Here is a 17,590-nt window from a genome sequence, read left to right on the forward strand (position 1 = left end):
ATGTCGAGATTTTTCATCGACCGCCCGATCTTTGCCTGGGTGGTCGCACTGGTCATCATGCTGGTAGGTGGGTTGGCGATTCTCAAGCTGCCTATCAACCAGTACCCCAGCATCGCCCCACCGGCGGTGGGGATTTCCGTCTCCTATCCGGGGGCATCGGCGCAGACGGTTCAGGACACCGTTGTTCAGGTTATTGAGCAGCAACTCAACGGGATCGACGGGTTGCGCTACATTTCCTCGGACAGCAACTCCGACGGCAGCATGTCGATCACCGTAACCTTCAATCAGGGGGTTGATCCGGATATTGCTCAGGTTCAGGTGCAGAACAAACTGCAGCTGGCGACACCGTTGCTGCCGCAGGAAGTTCAGCAGCAAGGCATCCGGGTGACTAAATCGGTGCGCAACTTCCTGATGGTTATCGGCGTTGTCTCCGAAGATGGCAGCATGGACCGCTTTGACCTGGCTGATTACATCGTCTCCAACATTCAGGATCCGATTTCGCGGACCCAGGGTGTCGGTGACTTTCAGGTATTCGGTGCGCCCTATGCGATGCGGATCTGGCTGGATCCGGCCAAACTCAACAGCTTTAACCTGACGCCGGGTGACGTCAGTACTGCGGTCAAGGCGCAGAACGTTCAGGTGTCTGCGGGGCAGTTCGGCGGCTTGCCGGCGGTGCCTGGCCAGCAGTTGAACGCGACCATTCTGAGCAAGACCCGACTGCAGACGCCTGAGCAGTTCCGCGACATTCTGCTCAAGGTGAACAGCGACGGCTCCCAAGTGCGTCTCGGTGACGTGGCGACTGTTGAGCTGGGGGCTCAGGATGCCAGTATTTCTGCGTTGTATAACGGTATGCCTGCTTCCGGTTTGGCGATCAAGCTGGCAACTGGTGCCAACGCGCTGGAAACCGCTAAGGCGATCCGTAAGACCATTGCAGACCTTGAGCCGTTCTTCCCTGAAGGCATGAAGGTCGTCTTCCCGTACGACACCTCGCCAGTGGTCTCCGAGTCGATCATGGGGGTTGTGCATACCCTGTTCGAAGCGGTGGTTCTGGTGTTCCTGGTGATGTACCTGTTCCTGCAGAACTTCCGCGCGACGCTGATCCCGACGCTGGCCGTGCCAGTCGTCTTGCTGGGCACCTTTGGTCTGCTGTCAGCCTTCGGTTTCACCATCAACATCCTGACCATGTTCGCCATGGTGCTGGCGATCGGGCTGCTGGTGGACGACGCTATCGTGGTGGTGGAGAACGTTGAGCGGGTCATGGCCGAAGAAGGGTTGTCGCCGCTGGAAGCGACACGCCGTTCGATGGGGCAGATTCAGGGGGCGCTGGTCGGCATCGGTCTGGTGCTCTCGGCGGTATTCCTGCCGATGGCGTTCTTCGGCGGCTCCACCGGGGTCATCTACCGACAGTTCTCGATCACCATTGCCTCGGCGATGATTCTGTCGGTGCTGGTGGCGCTGATCTTCACGCCGGCGCTGTGCGCGACCATCCTCAAGCCGGTGCAGAAGGGACACACCCAAGCCGAGCGTGGCTTCTTTGGCTGGTTCAACCGCACTTTCGATCGCGGTGTGAAGCGTTACGAGAGCAGCGTGGCCTCGATTCTGCAGCGCAAAGCACCGTATCTGCTGCTGTATCTGGTGATCGTCGGCCTGATGGCGTTCCTGTTTACCCGCCTGCCCACCTCCTTCCTGCCTGACGAAGACCAGGGCGTGTTGTATGTGCAGGTCCAGGCGCCGGTTGGCTCGAGTGCTGAGCGTACTCAGCAGACGGTTGACGCCATGCGTACCTACCTGCTGGAGCAGGAATCTGACACGGTCAGTTCGGTGTTCACGGTCACCGGTTTCAACTTTGCTGGTCGTGGTCAGAGTGCGGGCCTGGCATTTGTCGGCCTGAAACCATGGGAAGAGCGACAGGCACCTGAGCTGAGTGTGTTTGCCCTGCAACAGCGGGCACAACAGCACTTCTTCGGTTTCCGTGATGCGATGGTGTTTGCCTTTGCTCCGCCAGCAGTGATGGAACTGGGAACCGCATCCGGTTTCAACGTCTATCTGCAGGATAATGCCGGGGTTGGTCATGATGTGCTGATGCAGGCGCGCAACCAGTTGCTGGGTATGTCTGCGCAAAGCGACATACTGGCGAATGTGCGCCCGAACGGTCAGGACGACCAGCCGCAGTTTCAGCTGCTGATCGACGACGAGAAGGCGAGTGCACTGGGCCTGTCGCTGGCTGACATCAACCAGACGCTGTCGATTGCCTGGGGCTCCAGTTATGTCAACGACTTCATCGACCGTGGCCGGGTCAAGAAGGTCTATCTCCAAGGCCAGGCTGACGCGCGGATGAATCCGGAGGATTTGCAGAAGTGGTTCGTCCGCAACAGCAGCGGCGATATGGTGCCGTTCAGCGCCTTTGCTACTGGCGAGTGGGTCTACGGCTCGCCAAAGCTGTCGCGCTACAACGGTGTACCGGCGATGGAGATTCAGGGGGAGCCGGCTCCGGGGTTCAGTACCGGTGATGCAATGGCTGAGATTGAACGCCTGGGGCAGCAGTTACCCAAGGGTGTTGGCCTGTCCTGGACCGGGTTGTCGTTCGAAGAGCGCCTGTCCGGTGATCAGGCTCCGGCGCTGTATGCACTGTCGCTGATCGTCGTATTCCTCTGCCTGGCAGCGCTTTACGAGAGCTGGTCGATTCCGTTGGCGGTTATGCTGGTGGTGCCGCTCGGTGTCATCGGTGCACTGTTGGCAACGCTGGGGCGTGGCCTGTCTAATGATGTGTTCTTCCAGGTCGGCCTGTTGACGACCATCGGTCTGACCGCCAAGAACGCGATTCTGATCGTTGAGTTCGCCAAGGATCTGCATGAACAGGGGATGAGTATCAGCAAGGCTGCGGTAGAGGCCTGCCGTCTGCGTCTGCGGCCAATTATCATGACCTCGCTGGCCTTCACCCTGGGGGTTGTGCCTTTGGCGCTGGCTTCCGGTGCCGGGGCTGGCAGCTCGCACGCGATTGGTACTGGTGTGATCGGCGGCATGATGACGGCCACGGTGTTGGCGATTTTCTGGGTGCCGCTGTTCTATGTGCTGGTAACCCAGTGGTTTACCGAAAGAAAAGGCAAGACTGAAAATGCGGAGGATGAACAGTGAAACGCTGCGTATTGAGCCTGGCGGTTCTGACCGCACTGAGCGGCTGCTCGCTGATTCCCGAGTATGAGCGTCCGGCGTCGCCGGTGCCCGCCAACTGGACTGAAGGCGCCGATCAGAGTCTCGAGCAGACTCAGCTTATTGGTTGGCGCAGTTTCTTCCGGGATCCGGAGCTGCAACGGCTGATCGGTGTGGCGCTGGAGAATAACCGTGACCTGCGTGTGGCAGCCTTGAACGTGCAGGCCACCCGCGCGCTGTATGACATCCAGGGTGCCGAGGTGTACCCGCAGGTCGATGCCAATGGCAACGGGACCCGCACACGCACGCCAGGTGATCTGTCCAATGGTGGAGAGCACCGTATCAGCTCCCAGTACTCGGCCACACTTGGTGTCTCCTGGGAACTGGATCTGTTTGGTCGAATTCGTAGTCTGCGCGAGCAGGCGCTGCAGGATTTCCTCGCCAGCGACGAAGCGCGGCGCGGTGTGCAGATCAGTCTGGTAGCTAATGTTGCCAGTACTTATCTGACACTGCAGGCCGATCAGGCGCTGCTGAATGTAACCGCCGATACGCTGAAGGCTTTTGAAGAAAGCTACGCGTTGACCAAGCGCAGCAACGAGGTTGGAGTGGCATCCAGTCTACAGCTGGCGCAGGCGCGTACCGCAGTCGAGTCGGCCAGAGTGGCGCTGTCGCGCTATGAGCGCCAGGTTGCCCAGGACCGAAATGCGCTGACCGTGCTGGTCGGCCAGCCGTGGTCCGCCACCGCCGATAACCCGCTGTTGCTGGATGAGCAGGTATTGGCCGAGCTGCCGGTTGGCTTGTCTTCCGAGGTGCTCTATCGCCGGCCTGACGTGCTGCAGGCCGAGCACCAACTACTGTCGGTGAACGCAAGCATTGGGGCGGCCAAGGCGGCGTTCTTCCCAAGTATCAGCTTGACCGGTGCCGCTGGTACAGCAAGCAGTCAGTTGTCTGATCTGTTTGGTAGCGGTTCTGAGTACTGGACGTTCTCGCCGAGTATCAGCGTACCGATCTTCCGGGCCGGCGCTTTGAAGGCAAGTTTGGACTATGCCGAGATCAGCCGTAACCAGCAGGTTGCGCAGTACGAGGGGGTTATCCAGAGCGCGTTCCGTGAAGTGGCCGACGGTCTGGATGCGCGCAAGACCTACGTCGAACAGTTGACCGCGCAGCGTGCGCTGCTGGAGGCGTCGGAGGAGTATTACCGACTGGCTGATCGGCGTTACAACATCGGGGTCGACAGCTACCTGACCCTGCTCGACGCCCAGCGTCAGCTGTTCGAGGCTAGGCAGAGTGTCATCTCGGATCGCCTGGGCCAGCTGCTCAGTGAAATCAGTCTGTACAAGGCGTTGGGTGGTGGCGACTTCGCCGAGCTTGGAACCGAGCAGGCCGTCAGCGCAGAAGGCTAGGCGACGGTAGGTAGGAAAAAACGCCGCCCAACATTGGTTGGGCGGCGTTTTTGTTTGTGTTCTGCAGGCAAAAAAATGCCCGCTCAGTGAGCGGGCGAAATCCGTGATTAGCCTGATGAGGAGATAACCGTTTGTCTCGCGACAATCCTGTTATCACAGCCATCTCGCGATGACTTGTTGCTAATGATAAACGTTATCATTTGAGTGTCAAGCTCAAATGCGAATTATTTTGCTGCCTGCTGCTTATAGTGGGTCAGTTCCTTGTTCATCAGGTCGATGCGGCGCGCCATGCTTTCGATCAGGCTGTGAGCGATACGCGGGTTGCTCTGCATCAGGGCAAGGAACTGCTCCTTGGGAATCATCATGACGGTAGTCGGTACGCTGGCAATGACGGTGGCCGAGCGCTTCTCCCGGGTAAACAGGGCCATGGCGCCGAAAATTTCGTCCTTCTGGACATCGCCAACCTTGATGCCTTGAACAAAGGCCTCGGCGTGCCCTTCGGTGATAATGAAAACGTGATCGGCTTCGTCGCCCTGACGGATCAGCTCGGCACCTGGGGCGAAGTGTTGGAAGCCGGTAACCGGGCGCACTTCTGGCTGCTTGGTGTGAGCGAGTGCATCAGACATCAAGGCCGCCTGGCCAAGAATGTACTGGGTAAACTGCTCCTGGCGGCGACTGTCTGCGTGGATATGCTTGAACAGCGCTTCGCGGTCGTAGGGCACCAGAACCAGCGGCTCCTCGCTGAGATAGGTGCAGGGGGCCGCATTAAGCCCTTGGCGCAGGCCGATCAGGTCACCTTCCTGGATGTAGAACAGGGGTTTACCGTCGATAAGGGCGTGCAACAGACCGCTTTTGAGCAGATAGAGCTGAGCTCCGCTAACGTGTTCGTAGAGGTCGTCTACTGCTCCCAGTTCGACAGGCTCGCCGCATGGCTCGAGTCCTTCGAGCAAAAGTTCCGGGATACGCTGAAGCGAGCTGATGAGCTTTTCGGCGTACGGGGGCTGGTCACCTATCAGATACATGGCTGAATTCCTTTTGTTGTTGTCCCGACGAACTGCTGGTGTCCCTTGGTCTGACGGACGTCTCATCGCTGCAGGACGGCCCTACATTAACGCAGTCTGGCTGTATGACGCCAACATAAAAGCCGGCCCTTAAGCGGCGCAAGATGATCGCTGTGCCAGTGTGAGCCAGGTCGCTTAATCCGGCTTGCCGTCGATGTCGGACTGCCCTTCCAGTTGCTCTAGCAGTTGCTGCTTGTAGCCCGGGTCCAGCTCGTTCCAGTGGACATTCTGCAGGGCTCCGGCAATAGAGAACATCAGTGCTTTTGAAGCGTTAAAGCCACGGGCGCGAACAGCCCGGTAGGCATCAACAGGGCCCAGCTGGCGGAGTTGGTCAAGGGTGTGGATGCCGGTGGCGTGCAGCCACTGCGCCGACGTCTTTCCGAGGTTGCGCAGGCCCAGCAGTTCGTCCGTTTCCATGATTCAGCTCCCGCTCTGGTTGCTGTTACTGGATGGTGCCCACATGCGCTGGGCGGGCAAGCGAAGAGGGGAGCCCGGTGCTGGGACCGGGCGCAGTTGTTTTTGCGGCATGGCGTCGGGTTCGGCTTTTGTTCTTAGAGTTCCCGAACCCCAGTGTAGAACGCCATGTCCTATCCGTACAGCCGACGGCTGATGGGCCTTACAGGCGTTGGCGGAGTTGCTCGGCAATGCCGCTCATGGCGTCTTCGCTGCTGGTGTCGATGCTCAGCGAAAGTCGCTTTTCTTCGTCGGTCAGAGGTTCCATTGATTGCAGTTGATGGCGCATGACATCGATGCCGGCATCTGACACATCGGTACCCTGTTGCTGGCGTTCTACCAGCCACTGCTCGACGGTCTGCTGCGGTGCGTCGCAGTGTAGTACCAGGCAGGGAGCACCCTGGCCCTCAATGGCGTCGCGCAGCATTTGCCGCTGGCTTCGCATCAGGTGGGTGGCGTCAACAATAACCGGATAACCGTTGCCCAGCGTTTGGGCGGCCAGGTTGGCCAGGCGACGGTAGGTTTGTTCGCTGCGCTCGGGGCTGTACAGTCCCGAGTCCAGTTCGGCGCTCTCTTCACCGCCAAACAGGCGCTTGCGCTCGACATCGGAGCGAAGGCGGATGGCGCCGAGCTGCTCGACCAGCTTGACGGCCAGTGTGCTCTTGCCGCTGCCGGAGACGCCGAAGGTCAGCAGTCCGAAGCGCGGAGCCAGTTCGCTGTAGCGCTCAGCCAGCGCGGCATAGCCGTAGTAACGCTGCATGGCAGCGGCACGCTGCTCCGCGGTCATGTCGTCGTGCAGGCCGAACAGGGCAACCTTGGCGCGCACCATGGCGCGATAGGCTTTGTAGTAGTTGAGTACGGCCAGCCCCTGGTAGTCTCCAGTCTGCTCCAGGTAGGCGCTGAGGAAGCGGTTCGACAGCGTGTGCAGGCCGCGGTCCTCAAGGTCCATGCTCATGAAGGCGACGTCGGCCATGACGTCGGTCCAGCGAAACGGCTCGTTGAACTCAATGCAGTCAAACAGGGTCACTTGACCGTCGATCAGGGTAACGTTGTCCAGGTAGACGTCGCCGTGACATTCGCGAACCATGCCGGTGGCTTTGCGTTCTGCGATTTGGGGAATCAGCCGCTGATAGGTAGTATTCGCCCACTGTTCAAGCGCCTCGAGCTGCTCAAGGTCCTGGGTGCTGCTCAGAAAGGGACGGATCTGCTCAAAGTTTTGCGCAACCGGGGCATGTACCTGTTCCGGGGCGCCGAACGGGGTATCGAGTTCGGCATGGTCGATCTGGCCGTGAAAACGGGCCAAGACCACCGCCAGTTGATCAATGTGCGATGCTGTCAGGCCGCCAGCGCGTTGCAGGTTGCCGAGTAGGTCTTCCTGGCGGAACTGTCGAGTCTTGACCATGTATTCGATGGCTTGGCCGTCCCCCCCGATGACCGGCGCCTGTTCGCTGCCGGTAACGGGGACGACGCCAAGGTAGAGTTCGGGGGCCAGACGGCGGTTGAGGCGCACTTCCTCACGGCAGAAGTGCTGGCGTTGGGCCAGGGTGGAAAAGTCCAGAAAGCCAAAGTTGACGGGCTTCTTGACCTTGTAGACATAGTCGCCGGTCAGCAGCACCCAGGAAATATGGGTTTCGATCAGAGTAAAACCGCTCACCGGGTGGTCATACAGGTCAGGGTTCTGCAGCGCAGTTAACAGGGTCTGGCTCACGACGTTTCCTTGTTTGGTCGGCAATGCGAACATTATGCGGGTTGGCTGGTCCGAGGCCAACCATGGGCAATGACCCGAAGCACAGGCTACGGGCACAACGGATGCGGAGTAACACAGATAAAGATGGCTAATAAACGCAGATCGCGAGGCAAGGGAAAGGCCAAAGGCAGAAGTCGGCTCTGGGGTTGGTTGCTCAAGCTGGGGCTGGTTGGAATGGTGCTGCTCGGGGCGCTGGCGGTTTATCTGGATGCCATTGTGCAGGAGAAATTCTCAGGCAAGCGCTGGGCGGTCCCCGCCAAAGTGTTTGCCAGGCCACTTGAGCTGTATGCCGGGCGCGCGCTGACGCGTGATGACTTTCTGACCGAGCTGCGTGCGTTGGGGTACCGGCAAACCAACGCGGCTGATGGACCAGGCCAAATGTCGGTCGGCAGCAGCCGCATCGATGTGTACACCCGTGGCTTCCAGTTCTTCGAGGGGGCCGAACCTGCCCAGCGGGTCAGTGTCCAGTTTAACGGGTCGACGATCAGCAGCATCCGTGGCAATGGCGATCTGGTTATGGCGCGGCTGGAGCCGCTGATGATCGGCGGCATTTACCCTGCGCATAACGAAGATCGCATTCTGATCCGGCTGGATCAGGCTCCGCCCTATCTGGTTGACTCGTTGGTTGCGGTTGAGGATCGTGATTTCTTCAATCACTTCGGTGTCTCGCCGAAGGGCATCGCCCGCGCGATGTTCGTCAACCTGACCACCGGCAGCTTGCAGCAGGGCGGCAGTACGCTCACTCAGCAACTGGTGAAGAACTTCTTCCTGTCGGCAGACCGCAACATCGTCCGCAAGGGGCTTGAAGCGATGATGGCGGTGCTGCTGGAGGTGCACTACAGCAAGGAAGACATTCTCGAGGCGTATTTGAACGAGGTCTTCCTCGGTCAGGATGGCAACCGGGCAGTGCACGGTTTTGGTCTGGCCAGTCAGTATTACTTTGCTCAGCCATTGCAGGAGTTAAAGCTTCATCAGGTCGCGCTGCTGGTCGGGATGGTTAAGGGCGCGTCCTATTACAATCCGCGCCGCAACCCCGAGCGCGCCACCACGCGGCGCAATCTGGTGCTGGACCTGATGGCAGAGCAAGGCATGATCAGCCAGCAGCAGGCAAATGATGCCAAGGCCAAGCCGCTTGACGTGACCGTTGGTGGCAGTATGGCCAATACCAGCTACCCGGCGTTCATGGACCTGGTCAAGCGTCAGCTGCGCGAAGACTACCGTGACGAGGACTTGACCAGCGAGGGGCTGCGCATCTTTACCAGTTTCGATCCGCTGCTGCAGAAAAAGGCGGAGGACGCTGTTCAGACCACCCTCAAGCGATTTGGCGAAACGCCGGATAAGCAACCGCTGGAGGGAGCAATGGTGGTGACTGGCGCGCAGACCGGTGAGGTGCTGGCGCTGGTCGGGGGTAGCAACCCGCGTTTTTCCGGCTTCAACCGGGCGCTTGATGCCTCGCGGCCAATCGGGTCGCTGATTAAGCCGGCAATCTATCTGACGGCGCTGGAGAAGCCAGAGCGCTATTCGCTGATCACCCCGATTGATGATGAGCCGATTACCCTGGACGCCGAGCCCGGCAATACCTGGACGCCGCAGAACTACGATCGCCAGAGCCATGGTCTGGTGCCGCTCTATTTGGCGTTGGCCAAGTCCTATAACCAGGCGGCGGTGCGAGTTGGTATGGATGTCGGAGTGGACAACGTCCTGAATACGGTGCGTCGGTTGGGCGTCGATCATGACTGGCCGGCCTATCCCGCCATGCTCCTGGGCTCAGGATCCATGACTCCGATGCAGGTTGCGGACATGTTCCAGACAATCGCCAATGGCGGCTTCAATACACCGCTGCGAGCGATCCGCAATGTGCTGACGGCCGAGGGGGAGCCGCTTAAGCGCTATCCGTTTGAGGTGCGCCAGCGCTTTGATTCGGCGACCATCTTTCTTATCCAGGAAGCCATGAGTCATGTCATGACCGAGGGGACCGGTCGCTCCGCCTATCGTTTCGTACCGTCCAATGTGCGACTGGCGGGCAAGACGGGGACCACCAATGATCTGCGCGACAGCTGGTTTGCCGGCTTCTCCGACGACTTGGTTGCGGTTTCCTGGGTTGGCCGTGACGACAATGATCGGACACGTTTGACCGGTGCCACAGGGGCGCTGCAGGTGTGGAATGCGTTCATGGGGCAGGCACATCCGCAAAGTCTGTCGGCGGTGCCGCCGGCAGAAATCGTAACGGCATGGGCTGATCCGGCTACCGGACTTGGCAGTGACCCGTCTTGTGAGGGCAGTGTGGAAGTGCATTTCCGGGCAGGATACGAGCCCCTGCCTGGGCCGGGGTGTCGTCCGGTGATTGATACCGAGGTGCTGCAGGATGGGGCGAATCGAGTGCTGGATACCATTCGCGACTGGCTGCGTTGAGCATCGCTCAGTATGCTGTCGTACTTCCAGCTTTGATGAATGAGTAGAGGATCAAACGTGATGACTATCAAAAAGGCAGCCCTGGTTGCGGCGACAATGGCTGTGCTGTCCGGTTGCGCAGGCTCCGGCGGCCATATCCCTGTTGTCGACTCGGGGCGCCCGGTGTCCAACGAGGATATGCGTACCGGTGCCGGCCGAGTCATCAGTAACGCCCCCCAGACCAATTCGCCGCAGGACGCTGGCGTTGTCGTCATGGTGCCCGATAGCAATGGTGGCTCCAGCGCCGTTCAGTCCTATCCGCTGGATAGTCAGCCGGTGTTCTCTACGGATAACGGCGGTAATGCGACCGGTGGTGCCGCGCCGGGTGCTGCTGGCGGCTCGGTGCTGCAACAGGACGAGCAATTGTCGGGTCCGGTGCTGGCGCTGCTAACGACGGCCCGGCAGCAGGAAGGCAGTGGTGACCTCAACGGAGCCAATGCGAGTCTGGAGCGCGCGATGCGGATCGCGCCGCGCGAGCCGCAGGTACTCTATCGTCTGGCTCAGGTGCGCCTGCACCAGGGTGACGCTGCCCAGGCAGAGCAGTTGGCCCAGCGTGGCCTCACCTACGCCGCTGGCCGCCCTGCGCTGCAGGCCGGATTGTGGGAGCTGGTTGCGCAGGCCAGAGAGGCTCAGGGTAACAACGCTGGGGCCGAGCAGGCGCGTCAGCGAGCCCGCGTCTCGCTGTGATGCCCGCTGGCTGGTCCGCTCTGGCTGATGCCGTGCTCCAGCTCGAGATGGAGTTGCGGCAGCTGGGGCTGTGGTCACGGGAGCCGCCGGTACGGTGGCGTCTGGAAAGCGAAGTGCCATTTTGCGTGGATACGCTGGCCTTTGAGCAGTGGTTGCAGTGGGTGTTTATCCCGCAAGTGATCAGTCTGTTGGAGCGTGGCGAAACTTTGCCGGGTGAGTGCTGTATTCAACCAATGGGTGAGGAAGCATTCGCCCATCTTGGCCGGCGGCGCGGCGGGCTATTGGCAGCGCTTGGTCAGATTGACCATTGCGCTGCCATGCTGGCTAAAGACGTTGCTCAGTTCTGACAGTTGGCCTGCAGGTCAGCTTTTGCCTTGCTAATCATTGCCTGCCGATCTTCTTCTGTAACTCTCTCTACTGTGCCGTCTTCTCGTGTTTGTCGCAGACGCGGGTTGTTTTCCATCGTCGTCAGCCGATTGCGCAGCGACTCGCAGTAGGCGGCCAGTTCCGCCTCGTATTCGGGGTTTGCAATCTGTTTCTGAGCAGGCTCTCCCGCAGTCGCTGTGGTCTCTTCCTCCGCTGGCGCCTGCGGCGTCGGCGAACTCGGCTGTGGCGGTGGCGCGACATTCATACGTTGATACTGATTGTCGGCCGGTGGCTGCTGGCTGAACTGGGTTACGCCATCTTCGTCTACCCATTTGTATAGTTGGGTGGCCATGGCACTGCTGCAGGCCAGGGTGAGCAGGGTGGTGATCATTAACTTGCGCATGGTGCTAGCGTCCTTGTAGTGCGGCGAAACAATCATAACCCGACAACTCGTGCGGGCACTCTTGACAAGGTATATCCCTTGGTAGGGGTTTTCTGCAACTTGGCTTGACTTGTACGCCTTGAGTGTAAACAATTCGTGGTTCTCATGAGACAGCTGTTTTCGGAGCCCACCCCGCATCCGAGACGGCTGACTTTAGTTGCTCATTCCGGGAGACGAAACCCGTCGTCCTCGGCCTGGCACCCGCACGCGCTACCTCGCGCTGGGTGAGGTGATTCCGAAACAGCAGGAATACGCCTCCACGCACGTAGTCAAAGCTGATGCAGTACAACCACCGTTGTTCTGCGCTGCCGAGCAGTAAACAGGTATCCTGCTGCCCGCCGTGTTGGTGGTCGGCATGCTAGAGGTGATTCAAAAGTGGAGCTTTTATCCGGCGCTGAGATGGTCGTCCGCTCATTGCGTGACGAGGGTGTTAAATACATCTACGGGTACCCGGGCGGTGCCCTTCTGCATATCTACGATGCCATTTTCCGGCAGGACGACGTAGAGCATATTCTGGTTCGCCACGAACAGGCTGCAGCCCATATGGCTGATGGCTACGCGCGCGCCACCGGCAAGCCCGGTGTGGTTCTGGTGACCTCGGGTCCCGGTGCAACCAATACCGTTACCGGTATCGCGACTGCCTACATGGATTCCATTCCAATGGTTGTCATCTCCGGTCAGGTGGCAAGCAACATGGTCGGCTCTGATGCCTTCCAGGAAACCGATATGGTCGGCGTATCCCGTCCCATCGTGAAGCACAGCTTCATGGTCAAGGATCCGCGCGAGATTCCCGAGGTCATCAAGAAGGCCTTTTATCTGGCGCAAAGCGGTCGTCCCGGCCCGGTCGTCATCGATATCCCGAAAGACATGACCAACCCTGCCGACAAGTTTGAGTACAGCTACCCGAAGAAGGTCAAGCTGCGCTCCTACAACCCGGCTACTCGTGGTCACTCCGGCCAGATACGCAAAGCTGTCGAGATGATGCTGGCGGCAAAACGCCCGATCATCTACTCCGGTGGCGGGGTTGTTCTGGGTGGCGCATCGCGCCCGCTGACCGAGCTGGCCAAGGCGCTGAATGTACCGGTTACCAATACACTGATGGGCCTGGGTGCGTTCCCGGGTACCGATCGACAGTTTGTTGGCATGCTCGGTATGCACGGCAGCTATACAGCGAACTTGGCCATGCACCACGCTGATGTAATCCTGGCGGTCGGCGCACGGTTTGATGACCGCGTCATCAATGGCGAGGACGCCTCCAAGTTCTGCCCGAACGCCAAGATTATTCATATCGATATCGATCCTGCGTCCATCTCCAAAATGGTCAAGGCTGATATTCCGATTGTTGGTCCGGTTGAAAGTGTGCTGACCGAGATGGTTGCCATTCTCAAGGAGATCGGTGAGACACCCGATGCTGAGGCACAGGCGACCTGGTGGAAGCAGATTGATGAGTGGCGTGGCGATGGTGCGCTGTTCCCTTACGACAAAGGCGACGGCAGCATCATCAAGCCCCAGGCTGTAATCGAGGCGTTGTGGGAAGTGACTGGCGGCGATGCCTTCATTACTTCCGATGTCGGGCAGCATCAGATGTTCGCGGCTCAGTACTACCGCTTCGATAAGCCTAACCGCTGGATCAACTCCGGTGGCCTAGGCACCATGGGCTTCGGTTTCCCCGCAGCTATGGGGGTACAACTGAACTTCCCGGAGGCGACTGTTGCCTGTGTTACCGGTGAAGGCAGTATTCAGATGAATATTCAGGAGCTCTCGACCTGTCTGCAATACGATATGCCGGTCAAGATCGTCAACCTGAACAACGGTGCGCTGGGCATGGTTCGCCAATGGCAAGACATGCAATACAACAGCCGTTATTCGCACTCCTACATGGAATCGCTGCCGGACTTCGTCAAGCTGGCTGAGGCCTATGGTCACGTCGGTATCCGCATTACCGATCCGAAGGAGCTCAAGAGCAAGATGGCGGAAGCCTTTGCCATGAAGGATCGTCTGGTCTTCCTGGATATTGCGGTTGATACCAGTGAGCACGTCTACCCGATGCAGATTCGTGGTGGTGGGATGCGAGATATGTGGCTGAGCAAAACGGAGCGCACCTGATCATGAGACATATCATTTCCGTTCTTTTGGAAAACGAACCGGGCGCGTTGTCTCGTGTGGTTGGGCTGTTCTCCCAGCGTAACTACAACATTGAGACGCTCACGGTTGCACCGACTGAAGATCCGACATTGTCGCGTCTGACGCTGACAACCGTCGGTCAGGATGACGTGATTGAGCAGATCACCAAGAACCTCAACAAGCTGATCGAAGTCGTGAAACTGGTCAACTTGTCCGAAGGTGCCCACATCGAGCGCGAGCTGATGCTGGTCAAGATCAAGGCGACCGGCGCGCAGCGCGCTGAGGTCAAGCGGACTACCGATATTTTCCGCGGCCAGATCGTGGATGTGTCACCGAGTGTCTATACCGTGCAGCTGACCGGCACCAGTGACAAGCTGAATAGCTTCATCGAGGCCATCGGTCCGACGTCGGTACTGGAAGTTGTGCGCACCGGGGTGTCGGGTATCGCTCGTGGTGAAAAGGTTTTGAGTATCTAAACTAATTGGTCGCGGGTCAGACGGCCCGCTCAGTAAGCAGGGGAATTTCATGCAAGTCTATTACGATAAAGATTGTGATCTGAGCATCATCCAGGGCAAGAAAGTTGCCATCATCGGCTACGGTTCGCAGGGCCATGCGCACGCGTGCAACCTGAAAGACTCCGGTGTTGACGTGACCGTTGGTCTGCGTCCTGGTTCCAGCTCCATCGCCAAGGCTGAGGCCCACGGCCTGAAAGTCAGCGATGTTCCGGCCGCTGTTGCAGCAGCCGACGTAGTCATGATCCTCACCCCGGACGAATTCCAGTCTCAGCTGTACAAGGCCGAGATCGAGCCGAATCTGAAGCAGGGCGCTACCCTGGCTTTCGCTCACGGCTTCGCAATCCACTACAACCAGATCGTTCCGCGTGCTGACCTTGACGTCATCATGATCGCGCCGAAAGCGCCGGGCCATACTGTACGTTCCGAGTTCGTCAAGGGCGGCGGTATTCCTGACCTGATCGCGATCTTCCAGGATGCGTCCGGCAACGCCAAGGACGTCGCTCTGTCCTATGCCAGCGGTGTAGGCGGTGGTCGTACCGGCATCATCGAAACCACCTTCAAGGACGAGACTGAAACCGACCTGTTCGGTGAGCAAGCTGTTCTGTGTGGTGGTGCGGTTGAACTGGTCAAGGCCGGTTTTGAGACTCTGGTTGAAGCTGGCTATGCGCCGGAAATGGCTTACTTCGAGTGCCTGCACGAGCTGAAGCTGATTGTTGACCTGATGTACGAGGGCGGCATCGCCAACATGAACTACTCCATCTCCAACAACGCGGAGTATGGTGAGTACGTGACTGGCCCGGAAGTCATCAACGATGAGTCCCGTGCTGCCATGCGCAATGCTCTGAAGCGTATTCAGGATGGCGAGTATGCCAAGATGTTCATCGCTGAAGGTGCTCACAACTATCCGTCGATGACTGCTGCCCGCCGTAACAACGCTGCTCACCCGATCGAGCAGGTTGGCGAGAAGCTGCGCGCGATGATGCCGTGGATCGCTTCCAATAAGATCGTCGACAAGGCCAAAAACTAAGTCGAGCGATAGTGAAAAACGCGGCTTTTAAGCCGCGTTTTTTTATGTCCGAACGCGGAGCTGAGCTGGTTATTTGCTTGTCAAATTGCCACACTGTTCAGCCCGGCAATGTTGCAAGGTAATCCCATGACAGAGCATCAAAACAACGATCACGGCACCGAGGTGGAAGGCGCGCATGCGTTGCTACCGATTGATGAGCACGTTGAAGAGGTATCAGGGCCTGACGGCCGTAAGGTCCGTCACAAAGGAGTTTATCTGCTACCCAATCTGTTCACTACAGCGGCGCTGTTTTCCGGCTTTTACGCCATTGTCAGCGCGATGGACGGCAACTTTACCCATGCGGCGGTCGCCATTTTCATTGCCATGGTGCTTGATGGCCTGGACGGCCGCGTTGCGCGACTGACCAACACCCAGAGTGCCTTTGGTGCCGAGTACGACTCGTTGTCGGATATGGTCGCTTTTGGCATCGCCCCGGCTGTTGTTGTGTTCAGTTGGGCGTTGACTGATTTGGGTAAAGTGGGGTGGGTATTTGCGTTCATCTACGTAGCGGGCGCTGCACTGCGTCTGGCTCGCTTCAATACGCATATTGGTGATGACGATAAGCGTTACTTTACCGGGTTGCCGAGTCCATCGGGAGCGGGGCTCGTCGCCGGTATGGTCTGGTCGTTGAGTGACTTCGGTGTTGACGGCAATGATATTTCTCTGTTGGTTGGCATTCTCACGGCGCTTGGCGGCTTGTTGATGGTCAGTAACTTCCGCTACTACAGCTTCAAGGATCTGGATTTCAAGGGGCGGGTTCCGTTCTTTGTCATTCTGGTGGTGGTTCTGGGGTTTGCGGTCATTTCGTCTGACCCGTCGCGGATACTGTGGGCAATCTTTGTTGGGTACACCATCTCCGGGCCGGTCATGTCGCTTTGGCGCTTGCGTCAGCGCACTAAGTCTACTTCTGCTGAGTGATTTCGGACTGCTTTGTAATAAAACAGTAATTAGGGCTTGACGGAAAATCTGACGGGCCTATAATTCGCCTCCTCGTCGGGCAGGATGCTTCGCCTAAAGCGCTTATTAATCAATAAGTTAGCTCGAAAATGAAGCTTGACAGTCCGGCGAGATGGCGTAGAATGCGCCGCCTCGGAAGGGGTGTTCGAAAGACGCCAATTCGAGTGCGATGAGAAGTTCTCATCAGGTTGTTTGGAAGGTGTTGACAGCGGGGTTTGATCCTGTAGAATGCGCCTCCCTGACCCGGAAAGCGGAAGCTGTTTTGGGTTGTTCAAGCGGGTTTTGAAGCGGTTAAAAACTTCAAATAAAAGCTTGACAGAACATGAGGTTAGCGTAGAATGCGCGGCCTTGGTTAGGCGGAAACGCTGACCGAATCGCTCTTTAACAATTTGAATCAAGTAATTCGTGTGGGTGCTTGCTGAATGTGCTCGATGATCAGAAAGATTATCAGCCAAGCAAGTTACTCTGTGAATTCTAGAGTTTTTTGTAAAGCTGAGCCAAGTTTAGGGTTTTCTCAAAACCCAATCAGTATTTAACTGAAGAGTTTGATCATGGCTCAGATTGAACGCTGGCGGCAGGCCTAACACATGCAAGTCGAGCGGATGAAGGGAGCTTGCTCCTGGAGTTAGCGGCGGACGGGTGAGTAAAGCCTAGGAATCTGCCTGGTAGTGGGGGACAACGACTCGAAAGGGTCGCTAATACCGCATACGTCCTACGGGAGAAAGTGGGGGATCTTCGGACCTCACGCTATCAGATGAGCCTAGGTCGGATTAGCTTGTAGGTGAGGTAATGGCTCACCTAGGCAACGATCCGTAACTGGTCTGAGAGGATGATCAGTCACACTGGAACTGAGACACGGTCCAGACTCCTACGGGAGGCAGCAGTGGGGAATATTGGACAATGGGCGAAAGCCTGATCCAGCCATGCCGCGTGTGTGAAGAAGGTCTTCGGATTGTAAAGCACTTTAAGTTGGGAGGAAGGGTTGTAGTTTAATACGCTGCAACTTTGACGTTACCAACAGAATAAGCACCGGCTAACTCTGTGCCAGCAGCCGCGGTAATACAGAGGGTGCAAGCGTTAATCGGAATTACTGGGCGTAAAGCGCGCGTAGGCGGCTTGATAAGATGGGTGTGAAATCCCCGGGCTTAACCTGGGAACTGCATCCATA

13 protein-coding genes and 1 rRNA gene (1 of these 14 running past the window's edge) are annotated in these 17,590 nt (G+C 58.1%); 10 read left to right on the forward strand and 4 right to left on the reverse strand.

What is annotated here, in order from left to right:
* Both ACKPCU_RS05685 and ACKPCU_RS05690 read left to right on the forward strand, forming a co-directional pair.
* Complete coding sequence (locus ACKPCU_RS05685; RefSeq protein WP_321350582.1) at positions 1–3,135, forward strand: efflux RND transporter permease subunit; 3,135 nt, start codon at positions 1–3, stop codon at positions 3,133–3,135.
* Positions 3,132–4,553, forward strand: coding sequence for an efflux transporter outer membrane subunit (locus ACKPCU_RS05690; RefSeq protein WP_321350584.1), 1,422 nt, complete (start codon positions 3,132–3,134; stop codon positions 4,551–4,553). The genes ACKPCU_RS05685 and ACKPCU_RS05690 overlap by 4 nt, the downstream gene beginning before the upstream one ends.
* 224 nt (positions 4,554–4,777) lie before the next feature.
* Here the strand turns inward: ACKPCU_RS05690 and ACKPCU_RS05695 are convergent, their stop codons facing one another.
* The 3 genes from ACKPCU_RS05695 to ACKPCU_RS05705 form a co-directional block, all read right to left on the reverse strand.
* Positions 4,778–5,575: a cyclic nucleotide-binding domain-containing protein gene (locus tag ACKPCU_RS05695; protein ID WP_104739351.1), complete on the reverse strand. Its 798-nt coding sequence runs from the start codon at positions 5,573–5,575 to the stop codon at positions 4,778–4,780.
* Between the two features lie 174 nt (positions 5,576–5,749).
* Positions 5,750–6,031 (reverse strand): TfoX/Sxy family protein, encoded by a 282-nt coding sequence (locus tag ACKPCU_RS05700; protein WP_321350588.1) that lies wholly within the window; start codon positions 6,029–6,031, stop codon positions 5,750–5,752.
* A gap of 199 nt (positions 6,032–6,230) precedes the next feature.
* Positions 6,231–7,775, reverse strand: coding sequence for a bifunctional aminoglycoside phosphotransferase/ATP-binding protein (locus ACKPCU_RS05705; protein ID WP_321350590.1), 1,545 nt, complete (start codon positions 7,773–7,775; stop codon positions 6,231–6,233).
* A gap of 123 nt (positions 7,776–7,898) precedes the next feature.
* Here ACKPCU_RS05705 and mrcB point away from each other — a divergent pair, with 123 nt between their 5' ends.
* From mrcB to ACKPCU_RS05720, 3 genes are read left to right on the forward strand one after another with little or no spacing between them, the layout of a single operon-like run.
* Positions 7,899–10,226 carry a penicillin-binding protein 1B gene (mrcB, locus tag ACKPCU_RS05710; RefSeq protein WP_321350592.1) on the forward strand — a complete coding sequence of 776 codons (2,328 nt, stop codon included), beginning with the start codon at positions 7,899–7,901 and terminating at the stop codon, positions 10,224–10,226.
* A 60-nt stretch (positions 10,227–10,286) separates the two neighbouring features.
* On the forward strand, positions 10,287–10,952 hold the full coding sequence (locus tag ACKPCU_RS05715) for a tetratricopeptide repeat protein (RefSeq protein WP_321350594.1): 666 nt from the start codon (positions 10,287–10,289) through the stop codon (positions 10,950–10,952).
* Positions 10,953–10,984: 32 nt separating this feature from the next.
* Positions 10,985–11,299, forward strand: a complete 315-nt coding sequence (locus ACKPCU_RS05720) for a YqcC family protein (protein ID WP_321350595.1) — start codon at positions 10,985–10,987, stop codon at positions 11,297–11,299.
* On the opposite strand, the gene ACKPCU_RS05725 is transcribed toward ACKPCU_RS05720, so the two are convergent.
* Positions 11,290–11,721: a DUF4124 domain-containing protein gene (locus ACKPCU_RS05725; RefSeq protein ID WP_170063093.1), complete on the reverse strand. Its 432-nt coding sequence runs from the start codon at positions 11,719–11,721 to the stop codon at positions 11,290–11,292. The two genes, ACKPCU_RS05720 and ACKPCU_RS05725, sit on opposite strands and share 10 nt — an antisense overlap.
* Positions 11,722–12,135: 414 nt before the next feature.
* Between ACKPCU_RS05725 and ACKPCU_RS05730 the strand changes: the two genes are divergently transcribed.
* The 5 genes from ACKPCU_RS05730 to ACKPCU_RS05750 all read left to right on the forward strand — a co-directional run.
* Positions 12,136–13,866 (forward strand): acetolactate synthase 3 large subunit, encoded by a 1,731-nt coding sequence (locus ACKPCU_RS05730; RefSeq protein WP_321350598.1) that lies wholly within the window; start codon positions 12,136–12,138, stop codon positions 13,864–13,866.
* 2 nt (positions 13,867–13,868) lie between these two features.
* On the forward strand, positions 13,869–14,360 hold the full coding sequence (gene ilvN, locus ACKPCU_RS05735) for an acetolactate synthase small subunit (protein ID WP_104739359.1): 492 nt from the start codon (positions 13,869–13,871) through the stop codon (positions 14,358–14,360).
* Positions 14,361–14,409: 49 nt separating this feature from the next.
* Positions 14,410–15,426, forward strand: a complete 1,017-nt coding sequence (ilvC, locus tag ACKPCU_RS05740) for a ketol-acid reductoisomerase (protein ID WP_321350600.1) — start codon at positions 14,410–14,412, stop codon at positions 15,424–15,426.
* Positions 15,427–15,552: 126 nt separating this feature from the next.
* Positions 15,553–16,383 carry a CDP-diacylglycerol--serine O-phosphatidyltransferase gene (pssA, locus tag ACKPCU_RS05745; protein ID WP_104739361.1) on the forward strand — a complete coding sequence of 277 codons (831 nt, stop codon included), beginning with the start codon at positions 15,553–15,555 and terminating at the stop codon, positions 16,381–16,383.
* 572 nt (positions 16,384–16,955) lie between these two features.
* Positions 16,956–17,590 (forward strand): 16S ribosomal RNA (locus ACKPCU_RS05750); it runs 902 nt beyond the window's last position.

Origin of the sequence: Halopseudomonas oceani, assembly GCF_963677335.1 — a bacterium.
In the GTDB taxonomy this organism is placed as follows: Bacteria; Pseudomonadota; Gammaproteobacteria; order Pseudomonadales; family Pseudomonadaceae; genus Halopseudomonas; species Halopseudomonas oceani.

What these genes read in the sequence shown, in the direction of transcription:
- ACKPCU_RS05695 (WP_104739351.1), bottom strand. Translation starts at nt 5,575, where the DNA reads ATGTATCTGATAGGTGACCAGCCCCCGTACGCCGAAAAGCTCATCAGC.
- ACKPCU_RS05700 (WP_321350588.1), bottom strand. Translation starts at nt 6,031, where the DNA reads ATGGAAACGGACGAACTGCTGGGCCTGCGCAACCTCGGAAAGACGTCG.
- ilvN (WP_104739359.1), top strand. Translation starts at nt 13,869, where the DNA reads ATGAGACATATCATTTCCGTTCTTTTGGAAAACGAACCGGGCGCGTTG.
- pssA (WP_104739361.1), top strand. Translation starts at nt 15,553, where the DNA reads ATGACAGAGCATCAAAACAACGATCACGGCACCGAGGTGGAAGGCGCG.
- ACKPCU_RS05715 (WP_321350594.1), top strand. Translation starts at nt 10,287, where the DNA reads ATGACTATCAAAAAGGCAGCCCTGGTTGCGGCGACAATGGCTGTGCTG.
- ilvC (WP_321350600.1), top strand. Translation starts at nt 14,410, where the DNA reads ATGCAAGTCTATTACGATAAAGATTGTGATCTGAGCATCATCCAGGGC.
- mrcB (WP_321350592.1), top strand. Translation starts at nt 7,899, where the DNA reads ATGGCTAATAAACGCAGATCGCGAGGCAAGGGAAAGGCCAAAGGCAGA.
- ACKPCU_RS05685 (WP_321350582.1), top strand. Translation starts at nt 1, where the DNA reads ATGTCGAGATTTTTCATCGACCGCCCGATCTTTGCCTGGGTGGTCGCA.
- ACKPCU_RS05725 (WP_170063093.1), bottom strand. Translation starts at nt 11,721, where the DNA reads ATGCGCAAGTTAATGATCACCACCCTGCTCACCCTGGCCTGCAGCAGT.